A 21,737-nucleotide genomic window follows, 5' to 3' on the forward strand; every position below is an offset into this window, starting at 1 on the left:
CGTTCGAATGATCCCGATCGGGTTACTCAGCCCGCGAACCAGTGCTGCGGGCCCGGGCGCAGGTTTTGGTAGATGTGCTTGACCTCGGTGTACTCCGCCAGCCCCGTGGGGCCCAGCTCGCGGCCGAAGCCGGACTGCTTGAAACCGCCCCACTCGGCCTGGGGGAGGTACGGGTGGAAGTCGTTGATCCACACCGTCCCGTGGCGCAGCCGCCCGGCCACCCGCTGCGCGCGCGAAGCGTCCTGCGTGAACACCGCGCCCGCCAGGCCGTAGTGCGTGTCGTTGGCGATGCGGACCGCGTCGTCCTCGTCGGTGAACGTCTCGACCGTCAGCACCGGCCCGAACGACTCCTCGACGACCGCCGACGAGCCCTGCCGCACGTCGTCCAGGATGGTCGGCAGGTAGTAGAAGCCGTCGGCCAGCGCCGGGTCGCCGGGGCGGCGGCCGCCCGTGCGCAGCACCGCGCCTTCCGCCAGCGCCGCCGCCACGTACGCCTCCACCTTGGACCGGTGCGCCGCCGAGATCAGCGGGCCGGTCTCCGCGCGGTCGTCGAACGGGCCGCCCAGGCGGATCCGCTCGGCGCGGCGCACCAGCTCGCCGACGAACTCGTCGTGCCACTCGCGTTGCACGATCAGCCGCGCGCCCGCCGAGCAGACCTGGCCCGAGTGCAGGAACACCGCCGTCAGCGCGTAGTCGACCGCCGTTTCGAAGTCGGCGTCGGCGAAGACCACGTTCGGGTTCTTGCCGCCCAGCTCGAGGGCCACTTTCTTGACCGTGCCCGCGGCGGCCGCGGCGATCACCTTGCCGGTCGCGAGCCCGCCGGTGAACGACACCAGGTCGACGTCCGGGTGCGACGCGAGCGGCGCGCCCACCTCGGCGCCCGCGCCGAGGACGAGGTTGCCCACGCCCGGGGGCAGGCCGGCCTCGGTGAGCAGCTTGAGGAACAGGATCGCCGTGTGCGGCGTCAGCTCGCTGGGCTTGAGCACGAACGTGTTGCCCGCCGCGAGCGCCGGCGCGATCTTCCACACCGTCTGCAGCAGCGGGTAGTTCCACGGCGTGATCAGCCCGCAGACGCCGACCGGCTCGTGCACGATCCGGCTGATCGCGTCCGGGTTGCCGGTGTCGACGACGCGGCCGGCGTCCTGCGCCGCGAGCTTGCCGAAGTAGCGCAGGCAGGCCGCGATGTCGGCCATGTCGTAGCGGCTCTCGACCAGGCGCTTGCCGGTGTCGAGCGACTCGGCGCGCGCGAACGCCTCCGCGTCGCGGTCGAGCAGGTCCGCGGTGCGCAGCAGCAGGTCGCCGCGCAGGTGCGCGGGCGTGCCGGGCCACGGGCCGGCGTCGAACGCCCGGCGCGCCGCCGCGATGGCCGCCTCGGTGTCCTTGGCGGTGCCCTCGGCGACCGCCGCGACCAGGGCACCGTCGGCCGGGCAGCGGATCTCGCGGCGCCCGCCGTCCAGCGCGTCCACCCAGTCGCCGCCGATGAAGAAGTCCGCCATGACCGCCATTCTCGTGGCCACGCCGCGTGACCGCCACAGCACGCCGGGGAGATGAGGTTCACCCCGCCTGCTGACGGGTGATCGCTCTCCGCCTGTGATGCCGGACGCGGCGGGCGGAACCACCCTGGCGGGTCTCCGTAGACTGGCCGGAACGTGGGGTGTCCGGAGACGAGCGAGGTGGAGACGAGTGACGATGCTGGAGTCCCTCAGCGGGCCGGCGGACCTGAAGCGCATGAGTGTCGAGGACCTCGGCGAACTGGCTGCCGAGATCCGGGACTTCCTCGTCGACAAGGTCCGCCGCGCGGGCGGGCACCTGGGGCCGAACCTCGGCGTCGTCGAGCTCACCCTGGCGCTGCACCGCGTGTTCGACTCGCCGCGCGACGCGATCGTCTGGGACGTCGGCCACCAGGCGTACGTGCACAAGATCGTCACGGGCCGCGCGGCCGGGTTCGACCTGCTGCGCCAGACCGGCGGCGTCACCGGTTACCCGTCGCGCGCGGAGAGTGACCACGACTGGGTGGAGAGCAGCCACGCGTCGTCCGGCCTGTCCTATGTGGACGGTCTGGCGAAGGCGTTCGAGCTGGACGGCGGCGGGCGGCACGCGATCGCCGTCGTCGGCGACGGCGCGCTCACCGGCGGGATGTGCTGGGAGGCGCTCAACAACATCGCCGCCCACCGGGACCGCCCGGTCGTCATCGTGATCAACGACAACGGCCGCTCGTACTCGCCGACCATCGGCGGACTGGCCGACCACCTCGCCGCGCTGCGCCTGCAGCCCGGTTACGAGCGGCTCCTCGACGGCGGCCGCGAGCTGCTCAAGCACACCCCGGTCGTCGGCAAGCCGATCTACGCCGCGCTGCACGCCGCGAAGGCCGGGCTGAAGGACGCGCTGAGCCCGCAGGCGATGTTCTCCGACCTCGGCCTGAAGTACCTCGGCCCGGTCGACGGGCACGACCAGGTGGCGCTGGAGAAGGCGTTCCAGAGCGCGAAGGCGTTCGGCGGCGCGGTGATCGTGCACGTGGTGACCGAGAAGGGGCACGGCTACGCGCCCGCGGTGAACAACGAGCACGACCAGATGCACCAGACCGACCCGATCGACCCCGAGACTGGCCTGCCGCCGGTGAAGGGCCCGAGCTGGACCGGCGTGTTCGGCGAGGAGCTGGCGAAGATCGGCGCCGAGCGCGAGGACGTCGTCGCGATCACCGCGGCGATGCTGCGCTCGACCGGGCTGGACAAGTTCGCCGAGTCCTTCCCGGACCGCTGGTACGACGTCGGCATCGCCGAGCAGCACGCGGTCACCTCGGCCGCCGGGCTCGCGATGGGCGGGCTGCACCCGGTGGTCGCGATCTACTCGACGTTCCTCAACCGCGCGTTCGACCAGGTCCTGATGGACGTCGCGCTGCACCGCCTGCCGGTGACGCTGGTGCTCGACCGGGCCGGCATCACCGGGCCGGACGGCCCGAGCCACCACGGCATGTGGGACCTCTCGCTGCTCGGCATGGTCCCGGGCATGCGCGTCGCGGCCCCGCGCGACCCGGCGACGCTGCGCGAGGAGCTGAACGAGGCCGTCGACGTCGCCGACGGCCCGACGGCGCTGCGGTTCTCGAAGGGCAAGGTCGGCACGGACGTGACGGCGGTGGAGCGGATCGGCACGGTCGACGTGCTGCGCCGCCCGGTCGAAGGCGCCGACGTGCTGCTGGTGACGGTCGGCGCGTTCGCGACCCTCGGGCTGGCGGCCGCGGACCGGCTGGCCGACCAGGGCATCGGCGTGACGGTGGTGGACCCGCGCTGGGTCCTGCCGGTCCCGGCCGAGCTGGTCGCGCTGGCGTCGCAGCACAAGCTGGTGGTGACGGTCGAGGACAGCGGCCGCCACGGCGGCTTCGGCTCGGCACTGGCGGCGATGTTCCGCGACGCCGAGTGCGACGTCCCGCTGCGCGATCTGGCGGTGCCGCAGACGTTCCACGACCTCGGCAGCCGCGACGAGGTCCTGGCCCGCATCGGGCTGACGGCGCAGGACGTGGCCCGCCGGGTGACGGAGTGGGCCGCCGGCCGCCTGGGCACGGCTCCCGAGCAGTCCGAGAAGAGCGCCGACCGCAGCTGAGCGGCCCGGTTCGAAGCGCCCCAATGTGGCCTTCGGTGCGTGAGACGCACCGAAGGCCGCCTTGGGTGCGTGGGACGCAACCAAGGCCACATTGGGTGCACCAGACGCACCGAAGGCCGCCTTGGGTGCGTGGGACGCAACCAAGGCCACCTTGGGTGCGCGGGATGGACCGAAGGCCGCCTTGGGTGCGTGGGACGCAACCAAGGCCGCCTTGGGTGCACCAGACGCACCGAAGGCCACATTGGGTGCGTGGGACGCAACCAATGTGGCCTTGGGGCGCTGGGGGCCGGGCGTCGCGGAACGTTCTTTCGCGGTCCGGGATTGTCGGTGCCCGCCGGTAGAGTGGAAAACAGGGGGCGCCCCCAGGGCCGGGGGTCAGGCTTCGGCGGGCAAGGCGATCGGGACCGCCGCGGGGGCCGACGCGAAGACCTCCGGCGGCTCCGGGAACAGCTTCACCAGCACCGGATACGCCACCGCCGCCGTCACCAGGGTGACCAGCAGGCTGATGTCCACCCCGCCCGCCACATCCCGCAGCGGGCCCGCGATCATCGGGGTGTTCGCGCACAGCAGTCCCAGCGTCGTCGCCGGGATCCAGGCCGCCATCGCGCGCCAGTTCACGCCGCGGGTGAACCAGTAGCGGCCGCCTCGGCGGCCCTCGTTGAACACCTGCAGGTCCGCCACGTCGTAGAAACCGCGGCGCTGGACGAAGCCGATCATCATGATCACCATCCACGGTGACGTGCACAGCACGATCAGCGTCGCGAACGCGTTGATGCTCGACACCATGTCCAGCACGAAATTTCCCACGAAGATGAACGCCACGCTCAGCGTGCCGATCAGGAGCGTCGCCTGGACCCGCGACAGCCTCGGGAAGATCGAGCTGAAGTCCAGGCCGGTGCCGTACAGCGACGTCGTTCCGGTCGACAGGCCGCCGATCAGCGCGACCACGATCAGCGGGATCGCGTACCACAGCGGGGAAATCGCCGTCAGGCCGGTGATGTAGTCGGCCGGGTTCGCGACCAGTGTCGCCGTCGCGATGCCGAAGCCGAACGGGAGGAGCGTCGCCACCTGGGCCAGGAACGGCGCTGTCAGGAGAGAGCGCTTGCTGAACGACGATGGGATGTAGCGGGCCCAGTCGCCGAGGAACGCGCCGAACGAGATCGGGTTGGCCAGGGCCGTCAACGCCGCCAGGGTGAACGTCGGCCAGAACGTGCCCAGCGCGTACGTGCCTGTGCCCGCGTAGCCCGGGTCGAACGTGCCGCCGTAGGCCACGATCCCCAGCAGCATGATCAGCGTGCCGAGGACGACCGCGATTCGGTTCACCAGCAGCATGAACCGGTAGCCGTAGATGCACACCACCAGCGTCGCGAGCGCGATCACGCCGTACGCGACGCCGCGCAGCACCGCGCCGCCGTCGAAGCCGAAGAGCCGCTGGGCCGCGCCGGCCACCGCGTCGCCGCTGACCCAGACCGAGATCGCGAAGAACGTGATCGCCGTCAGCAGGGACAGGAACGAGCCGACGCAGCGGCCGACCACGCCGAAGTGCGCGCCCGACGAGACCGCGTTGTTCGTGCGCGTGCGCGGGCCGAACAACGCCATCGGGGCCAGGACCAGCCCGCCCACGACCACGCCGAGCGCCGTCGCCAAAGCCGCGTCGCGGAAGCTCAGGCCGTACGCGATCGGGAGCGTGCCCAGGATGATCGTGGCGAACGTGTTCGCGCCGCCGAACGCCATCCGGAACAGGTCGCGCGGCCGGGACGTCTGCTCCTCGGGCGGGATCGGCGCGATGCCGTGCTGCTCGACCTCCGTCACCCGGGAACTCATGCGAACCTCGTCATCACGTGCTTGACGCGGGTGTACTCGGCGAAGGCGTACGCCGAGAGGTCCTTGCCGTGGCCGGAGTGGCCGAACCCGCCGTGCGGCATCTCCGCGACCAGCGGTCCGTGCGTGTTCACCCACACGCAGCCGAAGTCCAGCTCGGCCGACACCCGCGCGGCGACGCCGAGGTCGCGCGTCCACACCGAGGCGGCCAGTCCATAAGGGACGCCGTTGGCCAGTGCGATGCCGGCGGCTTCGTCCGAAAAGGACTGGACGGTGATGACCGGTCCGAAGATCTCCTCCTGGACGATCTCGTCGTCCTGGCGCAGTCCCGAAACCACGGTGGGGGAGAAGTAGTAGCCCCGCGAACCGAACCGCGTACCGCCGGTCTCGAGCCGCGCGTGCGACGGCAGCCGCGAGATCAGGCCCTCGACGCGCGAGAACTGCGCCGCGCTGTTCAGCGGCCCGAAGTCGACGCCCGGGGTCTGCGCCGCCGCGACCTTCGCGAGCGAAGCGACGAAGTCGTCGTGGATCGACTCGTGGACGAGTACCCGGCTGCCCGCGGTGCAGTCCTGGCCTGCGTTGTAGAACGCCGCGCCCACGATGCCCTCGGCCGTCGCAGCGAGGTCGGCGTCCGGGAACACCAGCAGGGGAGCGTTGCCGCCCAGTTCCAGGTGGGTACGTTTGAGGTCGGCGGCTGCCACGGTGGCCACGTCGATGCCCGCCCGGGTCGACCCGGTGATCGAGACGAGCGCGGTGATCGGGTGCTTGACCAGGGCCCGGCCCGTGTCGCGGTCGCCGGTCAGCACGGTGAACGCGCCGTCCGGCAGGAACTCCGCCGCGACGCGAGCCAGCAGCACAGCCGTCGACGGCGTCGTCTCGGCGGGCTTGAGGACGACGGTGTTGCCCGCGGCCAGTGCCGGGGCGATCTTCCAGACCGCCATCATCAGCGGGTAGTTCCACGGCGCGATCTGCGCGCAGACCCCGACCGGCTCGCGGCGGATCACCGACGTGTGGCCCGGCGCGTACTCGCCCGCCGCGGTGCCTTCGAGGTGTCGCGCGGCGCCGGCGAAGAACCGCAGGGCGCTCACGCACTCCGGGATCTCCTCGTCGAGGACGACGGACCGGATCTTGCCCGTCTCGCGGACCTCCAGGCCGGCGAACTCCGGCGCCCGTGCCTCCAGCGCGTCGGCGATCTTCAGCAGCGCGAGCTGCCGCTGCGCCGGAGTGCTGCGCCGCCACACCGCAAACGCTTGCGCGGCGGCCTGCAGCGCGTTGTCCACATCGGACTCCGAGGCGACGGGGCTGGTGCCGGACACCTCGCCGGTCGCCGGGTCGGTCAGGTCGAGCGTGCGGGTCATGCCTGCTCCAGGTGGGTCGGCGCGAACAGCTTCAGCAACGCGGGGAGGACGACGACGGACGGCCCGGGCGTGCGGATCGCCTCGGCGAGGTCCGCGCCCACCGTGTCCAAAGAGGACATGCGGGCGGGGACGCCGAACGAACGAGCCAAGGCGACGAAGTCGGGCCGGGTCAGCTCGGTCGCCGTCGTCTGGCCGAACGCGTCCGTGAGGTACTCGCGCAGCACGCCGTAGCCGCCGTCGTCGACGATCAGCCACGTGACGTCGAGGCCGTGCTGCACCGCGGTGGCCAGCTCGGCGAGGCCGTACATCGCGCCGCCGTCACCGGACACGGCGAGCGACGGGCCCCCGGCCGCCGCGCCGCCGAGCGCGCCCGGCAGACCGTAGCCCAGCCCGCCCGCGCCCTGCGCGGTGTGGATCGGCGCGCCCTCGGGGTTCCACGCCGACCACGCCCAGTACGCGGCGATCGTCATGTCCCAGAACGTCTGCGTACCCTCCGGCAGCGCGCCGCGGATGTCGTCGATCAGCTTGCGTTCGACGGCGAGGTCTTGAGCGTCCAAACGCGACTCGACACGTGCGAGCAGTCCGGAGACCGCCTTCTCGGCCCGGCCGTCGGACGCCCGCATCGGCACCTGCTCCAGCAGGGCCTGCAGCGTGAGCCGGACATCGGCGTGGATGCCCAGGCCCGGGTAGTTCGACTCCAGCTTGCCGAGATCGGCCTCGACCTGGATCACCCGGCCGCGCGGGGCGAACTCGCGGTAGTTGCTGGACAGCTCGCCCAGCCCGGAGCCGAGCACGAGCAGCACGTCCGCGTCCGCCAGGAACTCCGTGGTGTGCCAGTCTTCCAGCCACGATCGCCCGGACAGCTCGTGGTCCCAGCCGAAGACGCCCTTGCCGCCGAACGTCGAGATCACCGGCGCGCGCAACGCTTCGGCCAGCGCCATCAGCTCGGCCGAAGCGCCGGACCGCAACGCACCGCCGCCGGCGAGGATGACGGGGTTCGCCGCCGCGCCCAGCAGCTCCGTCGCCGCGGTGACCAGCTCCGGAAGAGGTTCCGGCAAAGAAGGAGCGGCCGAAACAGACGTGATCGGCGGGATACCGGCCGGGCCGAGCAGCACGTCCTGCGGGATTTCGACCCACACCGGGCCGTAGGGCGCGGTCGCCGCCGACGTCCACGCCTCGCGCAAGGCCGACGGGATCTGGCTCGCCCGCCGCACGACGTGCACCGACTTCACGACGTCCCGGAAGCTCGCTTGCTGGTCGGGCAGCTCGTGCAGGTAGCCGTGCCGCCCGCCGCCGAGCCCGGCGACCGGGACCTGGCTGGAGATCCCGAGCACCGGCACCGAAGCCGCGCGGGATTCCTGCAGGGAAGCCAACGTCAGCAATGCGCCCGGACCGGTCGACACGACCAGCGGGGTCACCGGCACCGGCCCGTCCGGGTTCGCCGCGAGCCGCGCGCGGGCGAACCCGTCGGCGGCGAAGGCGAGGTTGTTCTCGACGCGCCCGCTGATCACGCGCAGGTCGTCGGCTCGCCGCAGCGCCTCGAACAGGCCCAGCGCGTGCTGGCCGGGCAGGCCGAACACCGTGTCGGCGCCCAGGGCCCGCAGCGTTTCGACGACGACGTCGCCCCCGATGCGCGTCATTCGCCCTTCCCCAGGGCCAGCAGGCTCACCAGGTCGTAGGCGACGTGGGAGGCCGCGATGGCGGTGATCTCGGCGTGGTCGTAGGCCGGGGCCAGCTCGACGACGTCCGCGCCGACCAGGTTGAGGTCACGCAGCCCGCGCAGGATTTCCAGGAGTTCGCGGCTGGTCATCCCGCCGGCCTCGGGGGTGCCGGTGCCGGGCGCGTGCGCAGGGTCGAGCACGTCGATGTCGACCGAGACGTACAGCGGCCGGTCGCCGATGCGCTGACGCAGCGCGTCCACGGTCTCCGTGACGCCGCGGCGCAGGACGTCGCCGGAGGTGACGATGCCGAAGCCGAGGCGGCGGTCCTCTTCGAGGTCGCGCTTGCCGTACAGCGGCCCGCGAGTGCCCACATGCGACAGTGCGCTCGTGTCCAGGATCCCTTCCTCGGACGCCCGCCGGAACGGGGTGCCGTGGGTGTAGGGCTCGCCGAAGTAGGTGTCCCAGGTGTCCAGGTGCGCGTCGAAGTGCAGCAGGGCGACGGGTCCGTGCTTCTTGGCCGCGGCGCGCAGCAGCGGCAGCGCGATGGTGTGGTCGCCGCCGACGGTGACCAGCCGCGTCCCGTCCGCCTGCAGTGCTTCGGCTTCCTGCTGCAGCGTTTCGATCGCTTCGCCGATGTTGAACGGGTTGACCGCGATGTCGCCCGCGTCGACGACCTGCTTCTCCTCGAACGGCGAAATGTCCAGCTCGGGGTGGTAGGGCCGCAGCAGCCGGCTCGCCTCGCGGACGGCGGCCGGGCCGAACCGCGCGCCGGGCCGGTAGGACACGCCGGAGTCGAAGGGCACCCCGACGACGGCGACGTCGGCGCGCTCGACCTGGTCGATCCGCGGCAGCCGCGCGAAGGTCGCGAACCCGGCGAACCGGGGGACGCGCGACGAGTCGAGGGGTCCGATGTTAGGCACTGGTGGGCTCCTGTTCCCGGTTCGAGATGGGCGTTTCTTCGGCGCCGCTCAGGCGGCGGGTCCAGACGGAGAGGATCGAGTCGGGGGTGCGGGGCGTGGCGAAGCTGACCGCGAGGTAGACGACCAGGCTCGTGCCGAGGCCCCAGTAGATCGGGGTGTTGGCGTCGACGCCGTCGATGATCATGAACGCGAGGACCGAGATCGTGCCGGCCACCATCGACGCGTACGCGCCTTGGCGGGTGCCGCGCTTCCAGAACAGCGCGCCGACGATCGCGACGAGCAGGCCGCCGACCAGGATGTCGTAGGCGATGGTGAGCGCGTTGACGACGTCGTCGACGACCATCGCGATGGCGATGGCGATCAGCCCGAGCACCAGCGTGGCGATCCGGTTGCGGCTGACCTCGCCGCCCTTCTTCAGGCCCAGCTTGGTCAGCAGGTCCGACGTCGTCGTGGTGGCGCAGGCGATCAGTGCGCCGCTGGCGGTCGACATCATCGCCGACAGCGCGGCGGCCAGCACCAGGCCGCGGACGCCGGTCGGGAGCAGGCGCTCGACGATCGTCGCGAAGGCGTCCTGCGCGCTGGCGAGGTCCGGGTACAGCGTGTGCGCCGCGGTGCCGATCAGGGCGCCGGCCAGGCCGTAGACCAGGCAGTAGACGCCGGAGGTGATGCCGCCGGACGTCGCGATCCCCGGCGTGCGGGCGGTGAACACGCGCTGCCAGATGTCCTGGCCGATGAGCAGGCCGAAGGTGTAGATGACGAAGTAGGTGATGATCGTGTCGGTGCCGATCGAGGTGAAGCTGAAGAAGCTCGCGTCGAGCTTCTCGCTCATGCCGGAGAAGCCGCCGGCCGAGCTGATCGCGACCGGCAGCAGGATCGCCAGGATGCCGATGGTCTTGATGACGAACTGGGCGATGTCGGTGAGCGTGATCGACCACATGCCGCCGAGCACCGAGTACAGGACGACGATCGAGCCGCCGACCGCGATCCCGGCCCAGTTCGGCAGGTCGAAGAGCACCTTGAAGATGGTCGCGAAGGCCAGCGTCGAGGTGACGGTCAGCATCAGCGTGTAGCCCCACATGACCACGCCGGACACCTTGCTGGTGCGGCCGCCGTAGCGCAGGTCGAGCATCTCGCCGACGGTGTAGACCTTGAGCTTCACCAGCCGGCGCGCGAACAGCGTGTGCAGCACGAGGATGCCGACGCCGATGCTGACGACCAGCCACATGCCGGAGATGCCGAACTTGTAGCCGAGCTTCACGCCGCCGACGGTGGACGCGCCGCCGAGGACGACGGCCGACATCGTGCCGGAGTACATGAACCAGCCCAGCCGCCGCCCGGCGACGAGGTAGTCGGACTTCGTCTTCGCGAGCCGGAGGCCGTACCAGCCGACCCCGATCATGCCCGCGATGTACAGCGCGATCACCGCGTAGTCGCCGGTCACGGTGTCCTCCTCACGTCGTTTCGGGACACCGTAGGTTCGCCCGCCACCGCTGCGGCATGGGATGATTCATCTCCATGTCGACCTCGGCGGGGATGAAATGACCTCGATCACGGATGTGCTGTCCACGGAAGTGAATGTCCCGTTACGGGACGTGGTCGGCAACCGGGAGCTCGCGCTCCACGTCGTCCCGGAAACCCTGCGGCCGGGCGCCCTGGACGCGCCGGTGCGCTGGGCGCACGTCAGCGAGCTGCAGGACCCCGCGCCCTACTTGGTGGGCGGCGAGCTGATCCTCACCGCAGGGGTCAACCTGCCGGAGCGGATCGACCGGTACGTGCGCGGGCTGCGCGACGCCGGCGTGACGGCGCTGGGGTTCGGCCTCACCCCGACGGTGTTCGAGACGCTGCCGGAGCCGCTGCGCCGGGCGTGCGCGCGGCACGGGCTGCCGCTGCTGGTGGTGCCGACGCGGACGCCGTTCCTGGCGGTCAACCGGGCGGTGTCGGTCGCGCTGACCGAGGCCGGCCAGCGCGAGCAGCGGCGGATCACCGCGGCCCGCGAGACGCTGACCCGCGCGGCGGGCGGCGGGCTGGGCGAGCTGACGTCGTCGCTGGCCGCGCAGCTGCGGGCGTGGGTCGCGCTGGTCGGCGCCGGCGACGTCCTGGCCTCGGCGCACGACGCGCCGGCGCCGCTGCCGCCGCAGGTGCGCGACCTGGTGGCGACGGTGCGCGCGGGCAGCGGCATCCGCAGCGCGACCACCGAGGTGGACGGCGGGTTCGTGGTGGTCCAGCCGGTGTACCCGCAGGCGACGGCGTCGCACCTGGTGGTGGTCGGCAGGCCCCGGCGCTTCGACGGCGCCGAGCGGGCGATCCTGGCGGTCGGCGCGGCGCTGCTCGGCCTGGTCGGCCGCGCCGGCTCGGACGCGGCCGAACTGGGGGCGGCGGCCACCGGCCTGCTGCTCGGCCGGACGTCGCCCGCCGAGGTGGCCCGGTCGCTGCTGGGGTCGGAGGTGGTCCGGCTGGTCGCCGGGGCGGCGTACCGGCGCGGGCCGGACGAGGTGGCCCAGCGCCCGGACTGGCTGCGGGCGCGGCTGGACACGCCGCTGGTCTCGGTGCTGCCCGGGCCGGCGTTCGTGGCCGTCGCCGGGGACGTCTCGCGGCCGGTGCTGGAGGACCTGCGCGAGCACGGCTGGCTGGCGGCCGTGGGTTCGCCGGTGCCCGCTTCCCGGGCGGCGTCGGCCGGGGCGGAGGTGGAGCTGCTGCTGGCGCGGGCCCGGGCGCTGGGCCGTCCGGTGGTGGCGGAAACCGGCGCGGCGGACTTCTACGCGCTGCTGCCGCCGGACGCTTCCCGGAGCTTCGCGGAGAAGACCCTGGCGCCGCTGGTGGCCCTCGACGAAGCCGGTGACCGGGCGCTGGTGCTGACGTTGCGGACGTGGCTGGCCCACCACGGCGGCTGGGAACCGACAGCCGCGGAGCTGGGCGTGCACCGCAACAGCGTCCGGCACCGGATCGCCCAGGTCGAACGGGCGTTGGGCGTCGATCTGGCGGACCCGGAGACCCGGATGCGGCTGTGGTTCGCCCTGCGTTGGGCCACGCCTGGTCCTTAAAGGGCACTCTCAGGAAAATATGGGATTGTGGGCTCGTGCGAGTTTTGGTAGTCGAGGACGAAGAACCCCTGGCCGACGCGATCGCCCGTGGCCTGCGCCGCGAAGGCATGGCCGTGGACGTGGCGCTCACCGGTGACGATGGGCACGAGAAGGCCGCCGTCACGCGGTACGACGTCGTGCTGCTGGACCGCGACCTGCCCGGGATGTCCGGTGACGAGCTGTGCCGCGAGATCGTCGCGTCCGGGGAGCTGACCCGGGTGCTGATGCTCACCGCGAGCAGTTCGGTGTCCGACCGCGTCGACGGGCTGTCCCTCGGCGCCGACGACTACCTCGCGAAGCCGTTCGCCTTCCCCGAGCTGGTCGCCCGCGTCCGGGCGCTCGGCCGCCGCGCCACGCCGGCCGCGCCGCCGCTGCTCACCGCCGGGGACGTCGAGCTGGACCCGGCCAAACGCACGGTCCGCCGGGCGAGCGGGCCGGTCGAGCTGACGCGCAAGGAGTTCGGTGTCCTCGAGGTGCTGCTGTCGGCCGCCGGGTCCGTCGTCAGCAGCGAAGAGCTGCTCGAACGGGTGTGGGACGAGAACGCCGACCCGTTCACCACGACCGTCCGGGTCACCGTCATGACGCTGCGCAAGAAGCTCGGCGAGCCGGGGATCATCGAGACCGTCGTCGGCTCCGGGTACCGGGTGCCGGAGCCCGGCGCGCCACGCGCGTGAACCTGCCGGGCACCCGCAGCCTCCGCGCCCGGATCACCCTGCTGGCGACCGTGCTGGTCGCCGTCGTCAGCCTGCTGCTGCTCTGGCTGGCCTGGACGCTGGTGCGGGATTCGCTCGACGCGGTGCCGCGGATGCCGCCGGGCAGCACGGTGGTCGTCGACGGCGTCACGGTCGACGCCTCGACGCTCGCCGAGTCCCTGCGGGTGCACGCCCGCAACCGGATGCTGCTGTTCGGGTCGATCGCGTTCCTCTTCGTGGTGGCGGCCGCGGCGATCCTCGCCTGGACGTTCACCTCCCGCGTCCTGCTGCCGCTGCGCGAGATCACCGGCACCGCGCGGCGGCTGTCGGTCGAGTCGCTGGGGGAGCGGATCGGCGAGGTGCGCCCGCGCGACGAGCTGGCCGTGCTGGCGGAGACGTTCGACGACATGCTCGACCGGCTCCAGGCCGCGTTCGACGCCCAGCGGCGCTTCGTCGCGAACGCGAGCCACGAGCTGAGGACGCCGTTGTCGGTGATCCGCACGGAACTCGACGTCACCCTCGCCGACGACGACGCCGACGAAGCCGAGCTGCGCCGGATGGGCGGGGTGGTCCGCGACGCGACCGAGCGCGCCGGTCAGCTGGTGAACTCGCTGCTGCTGCTGGCCCGCACCGACGGCGCCGGGCTGGGCGTGCGCGAGCCGGTCGACCTGGCCGTCGTGGTCGACCGGGCCTGGCGCGCGGTGCACCGCGAAGCCGAGCACCGCGGCATTCAGGCGTCGTTCACCACGCCGCCGGCGCCGGCGTTCGGCGACCCGGCGCTGCTGGAACGGATCGCGGGCAACCTGCTGGAGAACGCGGTCCGCCACAACGTCGAAGGCGGCTGGCTGGACGTCGTGACCCAGTCCGGGCCGCGGTGGTCGACGCTGCGGGTCCGGTCGTCGGGCGGCCTGGTGGACCCGGCGACGGTGGCGGAGCTGTTCGAGCCGTTCCGCCGAGCCGGTGTCGCGCGGACCGCCCGCCACGGCGCCGGGCTGGGGCTGTCGATCGTCCGGGCGGCGGTCCAGGCGCACGGCGGGAACGTGGCGGCGGAGCCGATCGTGGGCGGCGGCCTGGCGGTGACGGTGCACCTCCCCGTCCGCTGAAGACCTCGTGAGTGTTCAGTCGGGTTCTGGCGAACGTTCTTTTGCCGACCTGCGTTGTCGCCGGGTGCTGGAACGGCCAACTCACCGCCCGCAGCGGCCAACTCGCCGGCAAGGCGGGTGAGTTGGCCGTTCCGGTTGGCGAGTTGGCCGTCGGGGAGGTGTTGTGGCCGGTGGTGCTGCTGGGACTCAAGGGGGGCCGGTGTGCCGGGTCCGGATGCACCCAATGTGGCGTTCGGTGCGTCAGACGCAACCAACGCCACATTGGGTGCGTTCCCGGCCGCCGCCGACTCTCCGGGTGGGGTCGTGAGTGTTCAGTAGGGTTCTAACCCGACTGAACACTCACGACCCGGCCAGGGCGAGACCGGCGCGGAGGACACCCGCCGCGTGGAGCAGGGCCGCGCGGGCGTCCGGGTCGATGCCGACGCGGTTCGCGAAGCCGTGCAGCTGGCCCTCGTGCCGCCGGTGCACCAGGGGGACTCCTGCGGCGGCCAGGCGGGCCGCGTAGGCCTCGCCTTCGTCTCGCAGGAGGTCGAAGCCGCACGTCGCCACGTACGTCGGCGGGAGGCCGTCGAGGGTCTCGTCGTAGGCCACCGACGCGCGGGGATCGGTGTACGAAGCCGGGTCACGCAGGTACTGCGCGCGGTACCAGGCCCACTCGTCCCGGTCGAGCCGGAAGCCCGAGCCGAACTGCCGGTGCGATTCCGACTCGCCGAGCGCGTCCGTCGCCGGGGTCAGCAGGAGGCTGAACGCCGGGCGGGGCAGCTCGCCGCGGGCGGCCGCGTGGGCCACCACCGCCGCCAGGTTGGCGCCGCTGCTGTCGCCGCCCACCGCGAGCCGGGCCGGGTCGATGCCGAAGTCCGCCGCCCGCGAGTGGACGAAGGCGAACGCCGCCACCGCGTCGGTGGCCGCCGCGGGGAACGGGTGTTCCGGGGCCAGCCGGTAGCCGATCGACACCACGCGGACGCCGGCCTCCTCGGCCAGCAGGCGGCACGCGCCTTCGTGCGTGTCCAGGCTGCCGAGGACGAACCCGCCGCCGTGGAAGTACACGATCGCCGGGCTGGGCGCCGGGACCCCGGCCGGTTCGTAGTGCCGCAGCGGCAATGGGCCGCCGGGGCCGGGCCACGACGAGTCGCGCGTCCGGACGCCCGGGCAGATCCCCGCACCCGCGAGCGCGCCCGCCAGGTTCAGCTCGGCCCGGGCCCGCGCGAGGCTGCCGTTCCGGTGCGGCGCGTCGAACGGCGCGAACCGCGAAACCCGCATCAGCACCTGGGCCGTGAGCACCGGTTGCCGCCCGTCGACCACCACCGGACGGCCAGCGAGCACGCGCAGCACCGGCGAAGGCAGGCCCAGCAGCCACCGCAACCCGGCCATCACGGCCCGGACGAGGAGCACTCTTCCGTTCAGCACACGTCCACGAAAATCGGGTTCGCGTACATCCACAAGTCCTCGAAGGGGTTCGCCTGCCCGACGACGTCCGGAGTGGGCTCGGCATCCCCGTTCGATCCGCGGACCCGGGCGTAGAACGGCGCCCGCACGTTCCGGAAGGTGTGCCGGAAGACGACCTGCCGCCCGGGCGCCCAGCGCGGCTCGAACGACTCCACGACCCGGGTGCCCGGCGCCGTCATCGTGTCCGGGTCGGTCACCGGGCCGGTGACCGGTCCCGCGACGACGTCCAGCCGGGCCAGCCGCGGTACCGAGCCGCCGCCGTTGGGTCGCGAAGCCAGCCGCGCCGAAACCACCAGCGTGACGTCCGAACCGCGCCGCACCCGCAGCCGCCCGCCGAGCGTCGCCGCCGAGCCGCCGCCGTACGCGCCGACGTCGAGCGCCTGGACCAGGCCGCCGTGCGACAGCCAGATCCGGCCCGCGCGCAGGCCCTCCAGCACCCCTTCGAGACTGCGCCGCGTCACGCCGACGTGCGTCCGGCTGAACTCGCCGGGGAAGAAGTCGGCGTACGGCGGGGCCAGCTGCGGGACGCCGCTGTCGACCGGGTCCGGGTACTTGCTGTGCGTGTCGTACCAGTCACCGGCGACCGGCGGGCGGACCAGCGTGTCGCCGCGGTTGTAGTGCGAATCGGAGTTCGTGGTGATCCACCACGGCTTGCCCTCGGCGAGCAGCGAGTCCCAGAGCCCGCCGACCTTCGCCGTCGACCAGTCCCAGCCGCCGAACGTCCGGTACGCCTCGGCGGGGTAGCCCGGCCACGAGTTCGGGCCCGCGCTGTTGGCGTAGCCGCCGCGCGCGCCGCCGTTGCCGAGCGGCTTCGGGAAGCCGTCGGCCTGCGCGCCGGGCGCGCCCTCCATGCCGATCACGATGTGCGGGGCGGCGTCGCGGTAGGCGCGCAGCTCGTGCGGGGCGACGCGGCCGTTGCGCAGCGGGTGGTTGATCAGCACGACCGGCGCGTGGATCCGCTTCGCCTGTTCCTCCGAAGCCAGCCAGCGCAACGCCCGCAGCGCGAGCGCCTCGTTCGCCGGGTCCGACGCCTCGGAGTTCGTCAGCCGCCAGTCGAAGGTCCGCTCGAACTCACGCAGTTTCGCGGCCTGGTCGGCGCCGGCCTGGAAGAACACGGTCGCGTGCTCGGCACCCGGGACGTTCCACTCCATGCCGTGCCACAGCAGCAGTTCCGGGTACTTCCGCCGGGCGGCGAGGAAATCGGCCTCGGTGGGCTCGACCGACACCTTCTCGTGCTCGGCGTGGCCGTGGTCGGTGAAGACGATCCAGTCGGCGCCGTGCGCCCGCCCGCCGGCCGCGATCTGCTCGATCCGGTACATCGCGTCGTAGGAGTACTGGCTGTGCGTGTGGTGATCGCCCACCAGCCACTGGTAGCGGCCGCACAATCGGCTCAGATCGACGTCGAGGTCGGGGAGGGGGAGTCCCGCGGCGGCGGCCGCGAGCCCGGCGCCTTTGAGGAACCGGCGTCTGTCGGTGGTCACGGCGGGACGTTAAGCCGCCGGGGTGAACGCGCGGTGTCCCGGCGGCCAACGTGTGCTGTGATCTTCGGTGTGCCGGAAAAGCCGCTGGTCCGTGTGGTCGTCCCGGCCTTCGCACTGGCCTTGGCGGCCGGCGTGGGGCTGGCGTTCGGCGTCGCGGAGCTGAAGCGGCCGCCGGACCTGCCGGTGGACACGAACCCCGCGCCCCTGTCCGGCCACCGGCTGTGCGCGGCGGTGGTCGTGGTCTTCCCGTCCGACGCCGAGCTGCGGGCGGCCGTACCGGTGCTCCACGACGACCCGAAGGCGCGGCGGCTGTTCGTCGACTCGCCGTCGGTCTCGCTGCTCGCGGTCCCGGGCACCGATCTGAAGGCCTGGGCGCAGGAGCTGCACGCGCGGTTGCGGACCGCGGAGCGCGTGACGGTCATCGATTCCGACGCGACGGCGGCGCAGCTGAAACTCACCGCGCCGCCGCCGAAGTGCCCTCGGGAGGGCGAATACTAGGAAGCCGGAACCGAAGCCACGCCCGGGGCGAGGAACGGCTTGCCGTTCACGCGCTCGGAGACGCCGGAGCGGTCCAGGTACGGCGTGATGCCGCCGTTCCAGAACGGCCAGCCCGCGCCGAGGATCAGGCACAGGTCGATGTCCTGCGCCTCCGCGACCACGCCCTCGTCGAGCATGATCCGGATCTCCTCGGCGATGGCGGACAGCGCCCGGTCGCGCACCTGCTCCGAAGTGGACGGCGAGTCACCCTGCGTCCACAGCTCGACGACCTCGGGGTCGGCGGACTGGTTGCCCTGGTCGTCCCAGACCCAGACGCCCTTCTTGCCCGCCTTGACGAACTTCGCGAGGTTCTCGGACACGGTGAACCGGTCCGGGAACGCCTCGTGCAGCGTCTCGCCGACGTGCAGCGCGATGGCCGGGCCGACGAGCTGCATCAGCGTCAGCGGCGTCATCGGCAGACCCAGCGGTTCCAGAGCCTGGTCGGCGACGTCGAACGGCGTGCCTTCGTCGACGGTCACCAGCACCTCGCCGAGGAAGCGCAGCAGGAGCCGGTTGACGACGAACGCGCTCGCGTCCTTCACCAGCACGCTGGACTTCTTCAGCTGCTTGCCGACCGAGAACGCCGTCGCGAGCGACGCGTCGTCGGTCTGCTCGCCGCGGACGATCTCCAGCAGCGGCAGCACGGCGACCGGGTTGAAGAAGTGGAAGCCGACGACCCGCTCGGGGTGCTGCAGCTTCGACGCCATCGCGGTGATCGACAGCGACGAGGTGTTCGTCGCCAGGATCGCCTCGGGGGAGACGTGCTGCTCCAGCTCGGCGAACACCTGCTGCTTGACGCCCAGCTCCTCGAAGACGGCTTCGATGACGAAGTCGGCGTCGGCGAAGGCGGCCTTGTCGAGCGAGCCGGTGACGAGCGCCTTGAGCCGGTTCGCGCCGTCCGGGGAGACGCGCTTCTTGCCCAGCAGCTTGTCGATCTCGGCGTGGACGTAGCCGACGCCCTTGTCGACGCGCTCCTGGTCGACGTCGGTCAGCACGACCGGCACCTTGAGGCGGCGCACGAACAGCAATGCGAGCTGGCTGGCCATCAGGCCGGCGCCGACGATGCCGACCTTGTTCACCTTGCGCGCCAACGACTTGTCGGGCGCGCCGGCCGGGCGCTTGGCGCGCTTGTTGACCAGGTTGAACGAGTACAGCCCGGCGCGCAGGACGTCGGACATGAGCAGCTCGGCGAGGCCGTCGGTCTCGGCCGCGTACCCGCGGTCGAGGTCGTTTTCCTTCGCGAGTTCGAGCAGCTCGACGGCCTTGGTGGCGCCCGGGGAGGCGCCGTGCGTCCGGCCGTCCACAATGGACTTGGCGCGGGCGATCGCGGCGTCCCACGCCGAACCGCGGTCGATCTCGCGCCGGGCCGGGGTGATTTCGCCGTTGACGACCTTCGCCAGCCACAGCAGCGACTGCTCGAGGTAGTCGGCCGAGCCGAAGACCGCGTCGACGATGCCGAGTTCGGCCGCCTGCTTGACGTTGAGCATCTTGTTCTGCGCCAAGGCGTTCTCGATGATCACCGTGACGGCCGCGTCGGCGCCGATGAGGTTCGGCAGCAGCTGCGTGCCGCCCCAGCCCGGGAACAGGCCGAGGAAGACCTCGGGGAACGCGATGGCGGCGGTGTTCTCCGACAGCGTCCGGTAGTGGCAGGACAGCGCCAGCTCGAGGCCGCCGCCCATGACCGCACCGTTGATGAACCCGAACGTCGGGATCGACGACTCGGTGAGGCGGCGGAACACGTCGTGCCCGGTCTGGGCGATCTCGCGCGCCAGCTTCGGGTCGCTCACGGACTCGACGCCCGAGAGGTCCGCGCCGACGGCGAAGATGAACGGCTTGCCGGTGACGGCGATCGCGGCCGGCTCGGCCTCGAACGCCTTGTCGATGGCCGCGTTCAGGGACACGAGACCCTGCGGGCCGAAGGTGTTCGGCCGGGTGTGGTCGTGGCCGTTGTCGAGCGTGATGAGCGCGACGGGCTTGGCGAGCCCGGGCACCTTCACCAGGCGCGTCACGGCGTGCGTGACGACCTCGTCCGGGAAGGCGGCCTTCGCTTCTTCAGCGGTGAAAGTCATTACTTCGCCCCCTCGAAGGCCGGGTTCTCCCAGATCACGGTGCCGCCCATGCCGATGCCGATGCACATCGTCGTCATGCCGTACCGGACGTCGGGCCGCTCGGCGAACTGGCGGGCCAGCTGCGTCATGAGCCGGACGCCGGACGAGGCCAGCGGGTGGCCGCACGCGATCGCGCCGCCCCACTGGTTGACGCGCGGGTCTTCGTCGTCGATGCCGAAGTGGTCGAGGAAGGCCAGCACCTGCACGGCGAAGGCCTCGTTGATCTCGAACAGGCCGATGTCGTCGATGGTCAGGCCGGTGCGCTTGAACAGCTTCTCGGTGGCCGGCACCGGGCCGATGCCCATGACCTCCGGCTCGACGCCGGCGAAGGCGTAGCCGACCAGCCGCATGGCGACCGGCAGGCCCAGCTCGCGGGCGGTGTCCTCGTCGGCGAGGAGCGACGCGGTGGCGCCGTCGTTGAGGCCGGCCGCGTTGCCCGCGGTGATCCGGCCGTGCGGGCGGAACGGCGTCTTGAGGTTCGCGAGGGTTTCGAGCGTGGTGCCCGGGCGGGGCGGCTCGTCCTCGGTGGCCAGGCCCCAGCCCAGCTCCTTCGAGCGGGTGGCGACCGGGACCAGCTCGGGGCCGATCTTGCCGGTCTTGACGGCCTCGGCGTAGCGCTCCTGGCTGCGCGCGGCGTAGGCGTCGGTGCGCTGCTTGGTGATCGCGGGGAACCGGTCGTGCAGGTTCTCGGCGGTCTGGCCCATGACGAGCGCGGTCGGGTCGACGAGCTTGTCGGCGATGATCCGCGGGTTCGGGTCGACACCCTCACCCATCGGGTGCCGGCCCATGTGCTCGACGCCGCCGGCGATGGCGATGTCGTAGGCGCCGAAGCCGATGCCGGACGCGGCGGTGGTGACGGCGGTCATCGCGCCGGCGCACATGCGGTCGATCGCGAAGCCCGGGACGGACTTCGGCAGCCCGGCCAGCAGCGCGGCGGTCCGGCCGATGGTCAGGCCCTGGTCGCCGATCTGCGTGGTGGCGGCGATGGCCACCTCGTCGACGCGCTCGGGCGGCAGCTCGGGGTGCCGCCGCAGCAGCTCGCGGATGGCGTTGACGACGAGGTCGTCCGCCCGGGTCCCGGCGTAGATGCCCTTGTCGCCGGCCTTGCCGAAGGGGGTGCGTACCCCCTCGACGAAGGCGACGGTGCGCACGCCCCGCGCGTTCGGCGCGAGCGGCGTTGCTGGTGCGGCCACTGAAGCTCCAGAAAGTAGAGGTCTTTGCCCGCACGATAGCCCTTGTTACCCGTCGGTAACCAGTGGTGTGGCCCGGTCGAGTGGGCTACGGCACACTCTTGGGCGTCAGCGTCCCGCCTTTCACGAGCCACGCCACGCCGAACGCCCACACCGCGGCGCTCTCCAGCCACAGCGCCGGGTGCCATTCCGGCACGAGCCGCAGCCAGCTGGTCAGCGCGATCAGCACGAGCGCGGCGAGGATCACCACGCCGCAGACGCGGTAGACGACCCCGACGCCTGGGGGCTGTTCGCCGTCGTGGGGGAACAGGCGGAGGCAGAAGTACGCGAGGGAGAGGAAGAACACCGCGGCGAACGTCAGGTGCAGCACGCCCGAGGTGCGGTCCCAGGCCGTGACGTCGTGGTCCGGCGTGGTGGGGAAGAGGGCGAGGCCGATCGCGCCGAGCCCGGCCACGGTGCTGGCGACGTTGTCGACGAAGTCGTGGCCGTAGTAGGCGAGCAGGAACACCCCGGCGGCGCACATCGAGCCGACGAAGACGTCGCGGACGTCGGTGTAGTAGTAGCCGCTGAGCGACCCGACGAGGTCGCCGCCCTGCGCCCACTGCTTGCCGAAGATCAGGACGAACGGCAGCGCCAGGCCGATGAGCCCGATGGCGCGCCGGAGGAACAGGTAGGAGTGGACGAGGGTGTTCTGCGGGGATCGGGTTGCCGTGGTCATGGCTGCCTCCGGGAGTCGCTACCGG

16 protein-coding genes are annotated in these 21,737 nt (G+C 72.1%); 5 read left to right on the forward strand and 11 right to left on the reverse strand.

The features are described 5' to 3' along the window. Positions 1 to 26: 26 nt before the first annotated feature. Positions 27 to 1,496, reverse strand: coding sequence for an aldehyde dehydrogenase family protein (locus EIY87_RS43180; protein ID WP_125315784.1), 1,470 nt, complete (start codon positions 1,494 to 1,496; stop codon positions 27 to 29). Between the two features lie 187 nt (positions 1,497 to 1,683). On the opposite strand from EIY87_RS43180, the gene dxs reads away from it, so the two are divergent. Next, positions 1,684 to 3,597 carry a 1-deoxy-D-xylulose-5-phosphate synthase gene (gene dxs / locus EIY87_RS43185; protein WP_125315785.1) on the forward strand — a complete coding sequence of 638 codons (1,914 nt, stop codon included), beginning with the start codon at positions 1,684 to 1,686 and terminating at the stop codon, positions 3,595 to 3,597. Between the two features lie 375 nt (positions 3,598 to 3,972). On the opposite strand, the gene EIY87_RS43190 is transcribed toward dxs, so the two are convergent. From EIY87_RS43190 to EIY87_RS43210, 5 genes are read right to left on the reverse strand one after another with little or no spacing between them, the layout of a single operon-like run. Next, entirely contained in the window at positions 3,973 to 5,421 is a 1,449-nt protein-coding gene (locus EIY87_RS43190; RefSeq protein WP_125315786.1) for a purine-cytosine permease family protein, read from the reverse strand. Continuing rightward, positions 5,418 to 6,776, reverse strand: coding sequence for an aminobutyraldehyde dehydrogenase (locus EIY87_RS43195; protein WP_125315787.1), 1,359 nt, complete (start codon positions 6,774 to 6,776; stop codon positions 5,418 to 5,420). The genes EIY87_RS43190 and EIY87_RS43195 overlap by 4 nt, the downstream gene beginning before the upstream one ends. Then, on the reverse strand, positions 6,773 to 8,416 hold the full coding sequence (locus EIY87_RS43200; RefSeq protein WP_125315788.1) for a thiamine pyrophosphate-binding protein: 1,644 nt from the start codon (positions 8,414 to 8,416) through the stop codon (positions 6,773 to 6,775). Before EIY87_RS43200 ends, EIY87_RS43195 begins: the two co-directional genes overlap by 4 nt. Beyond that, complete coding sequence (gene speB, locus EIY87_RS43205; protein ID WP_125315789.1) at positions 8,413 to 9,357, reverse strand: agmatinase; 945 nt, start codon at positions 9,355 to 9,357, stop codon at positions 8,413 to 8,415. The genes EIY87_RS43200 and speB overlap by 4 nt, the downstream gene beginning before the upstream one ends. Then, positions 9,350 to 10,798, reverse strand: a complete 1,449-nt coding sequence (locus tag EIY87_RS43210) for a sodium:solute symporter (protein WP_125315790.1) — start codon at positions 10,796 to 10,798, stop codon at positions 9,350 to 9,352. Before EIY87_RS43210 ends, speB begins: the two co-directional genes overlap by 8 nt. 97 nt (positions 10,799 to 10,895) lie before the next feature. On the opposite strand from EIY87_RS43210, the gene EIY87_RS43215 reads away from it, so the two are divergent. The 3 genes from EIY87_RS43215 to EIY87_RS43225 are packed head-to-tail and all read left to right on the forward strand — an operon-like array spanning position 10,896 to position 14,232. Then, positions 10,896 to 12,398, forward strand: a complete 1,503-nt coding sequence (locus EIY87_RS43215) for a PucR family transcriptional regulator (protein ID WP_191984485.1) — start codon at positions 10,896 to 10,898, stop codon at positions 12,396 to 12,398. 35 nt (positions 12,399 to 12,433) lie between these two features. Continuing rightward, positions 12,434 to 13,111 carry a response regulator transcription factor gene (locus EIY87_RS43220; RefSeq protein WP_169734892.1) on the forward strand — a complete coding sequence of 226 codons (678 nt, stop codon included), beginning with the start codon at positions 12,434 to 12,436 and terminating at the stop codon, positions 13,109 to 13,111. After that, the gene (locus EIY87_RS43225) at positions 13,108 to 14,232 is read left to right on the forward strand and encodes a sensor histidine kinase (RefSeq protein ID WP_125315791.1); all 1,125 of its coding nucleotides are present in this window, start codon (positions 13,108 to 13,110) and stop codon (positions 14,230 to 14,232) included. Before EIY87_RS43220 ends, EIY87_RS43225 begins: the two co-directional genes overlap by 4 nt. A 339-nt stretch (positions 14,233 to 14,571) precedes the next feature. On the opposite strand, the gene EIY87_RS43230 is transcribed toward EIY87_RS43225, so the two are convergent. Both EIY87_RS43230 and EIY87_RS43235 read right to left on the reverse strand, forming a co-directional pair. Then, positions 14,572 to 15,639 (reverse strand): alpha/beta hydrolase, encoded by a 1,068-nt coding sequence (locus EIY87_RS43230; RefSeq protein WP_125315792.1) that lies wholly within the window; start codon positions 15,637 to 15,639, stop codon positions 14,572 to 14,574. Further along, entirely contained in the window at positions 15,633 to 17,159 is a 1,527-nt protein-coding gene (locus tag EIY87_RS43235) for a PHP domain-containing protein (protein ID WP_125315793.1), read from the reverse strand. The genes EIY87_RS43230 and EIY87_RS43235 overlap by 7 nt, the downstream gene beginning before the upstream one ends. Before the next feature lie 57 nt (positions 17,160 to 17,216). On the opposite strand from EIY87_RS43235, the gene EIY87_RS43240 reads away from it, so the two are divergent. Next, a complete protein-coding gene (locus EIY87_RS43240) occupies positions 17,217 to 17,657 on the forward strand; it encodes a hypothetical protein (RefSeq protein ID WP_125315794.1) in 441 nt (146 codons plus the stop codon). Here the strand turns inward: EIY87_RS43240 and EIY87_RS43245 are convergent. From EIY87_RS43245 to EIY87_RS43255, 3 genes are all read right to left on the reverse strand, one after another. Continuing rightward, entirely contained in the window at positions 17,654 to 19,765 is a 2,112-nt protein-coding gene (locus EIY87_RS43245; protein ID WP_125315795.1) for a 3-hydroxyacyl-CoA dehydrogenase NAD-binding domain-containing protein, read from the reverse strand. The genes EIY87_RS43240 and EIY87_RS43245 overlap by 4 nt on opposite strands. Next, positions 19,765 to 20,955, reverse strand: coding sequence for a thiolase family protein (locus EIY87_RS43250; protein ID WP_125315931.1), 1,191 nt, complete (start codon positions 20,953 to 20,955; stop codon positions 19,765 to 19,767). Before EIY87_RS43250 ends, EIY87_RS43245 begins: the two co-directional genes overlap by 1 nt. A gap of 127 nt (positions 20,956 to 21,082) precedes the next feature. Then, complete coding sequence (locus EIY87_RS43255) at positions 21,083 to 21,712, reverse strand: DUF998 domain-containing protein (protein WP_125315796.1); 630 nt, start codon at positions 21,710 to 21,712, stop codon at positions 21,083 to 21,085. Positions 21,713 to 21,737: the final 25 nt, after the last annotated feature.

Source organism: Amycolatopsis eburnea, assembly GCF_003937945.1.
Taxonomy (GTDB): Bacteria; Actinomycetota; Actinomycetes; order Mycobacteriales; family Pseudonocardiaceae; genus Amycolatopsis; species Amycolatopsis eburnea.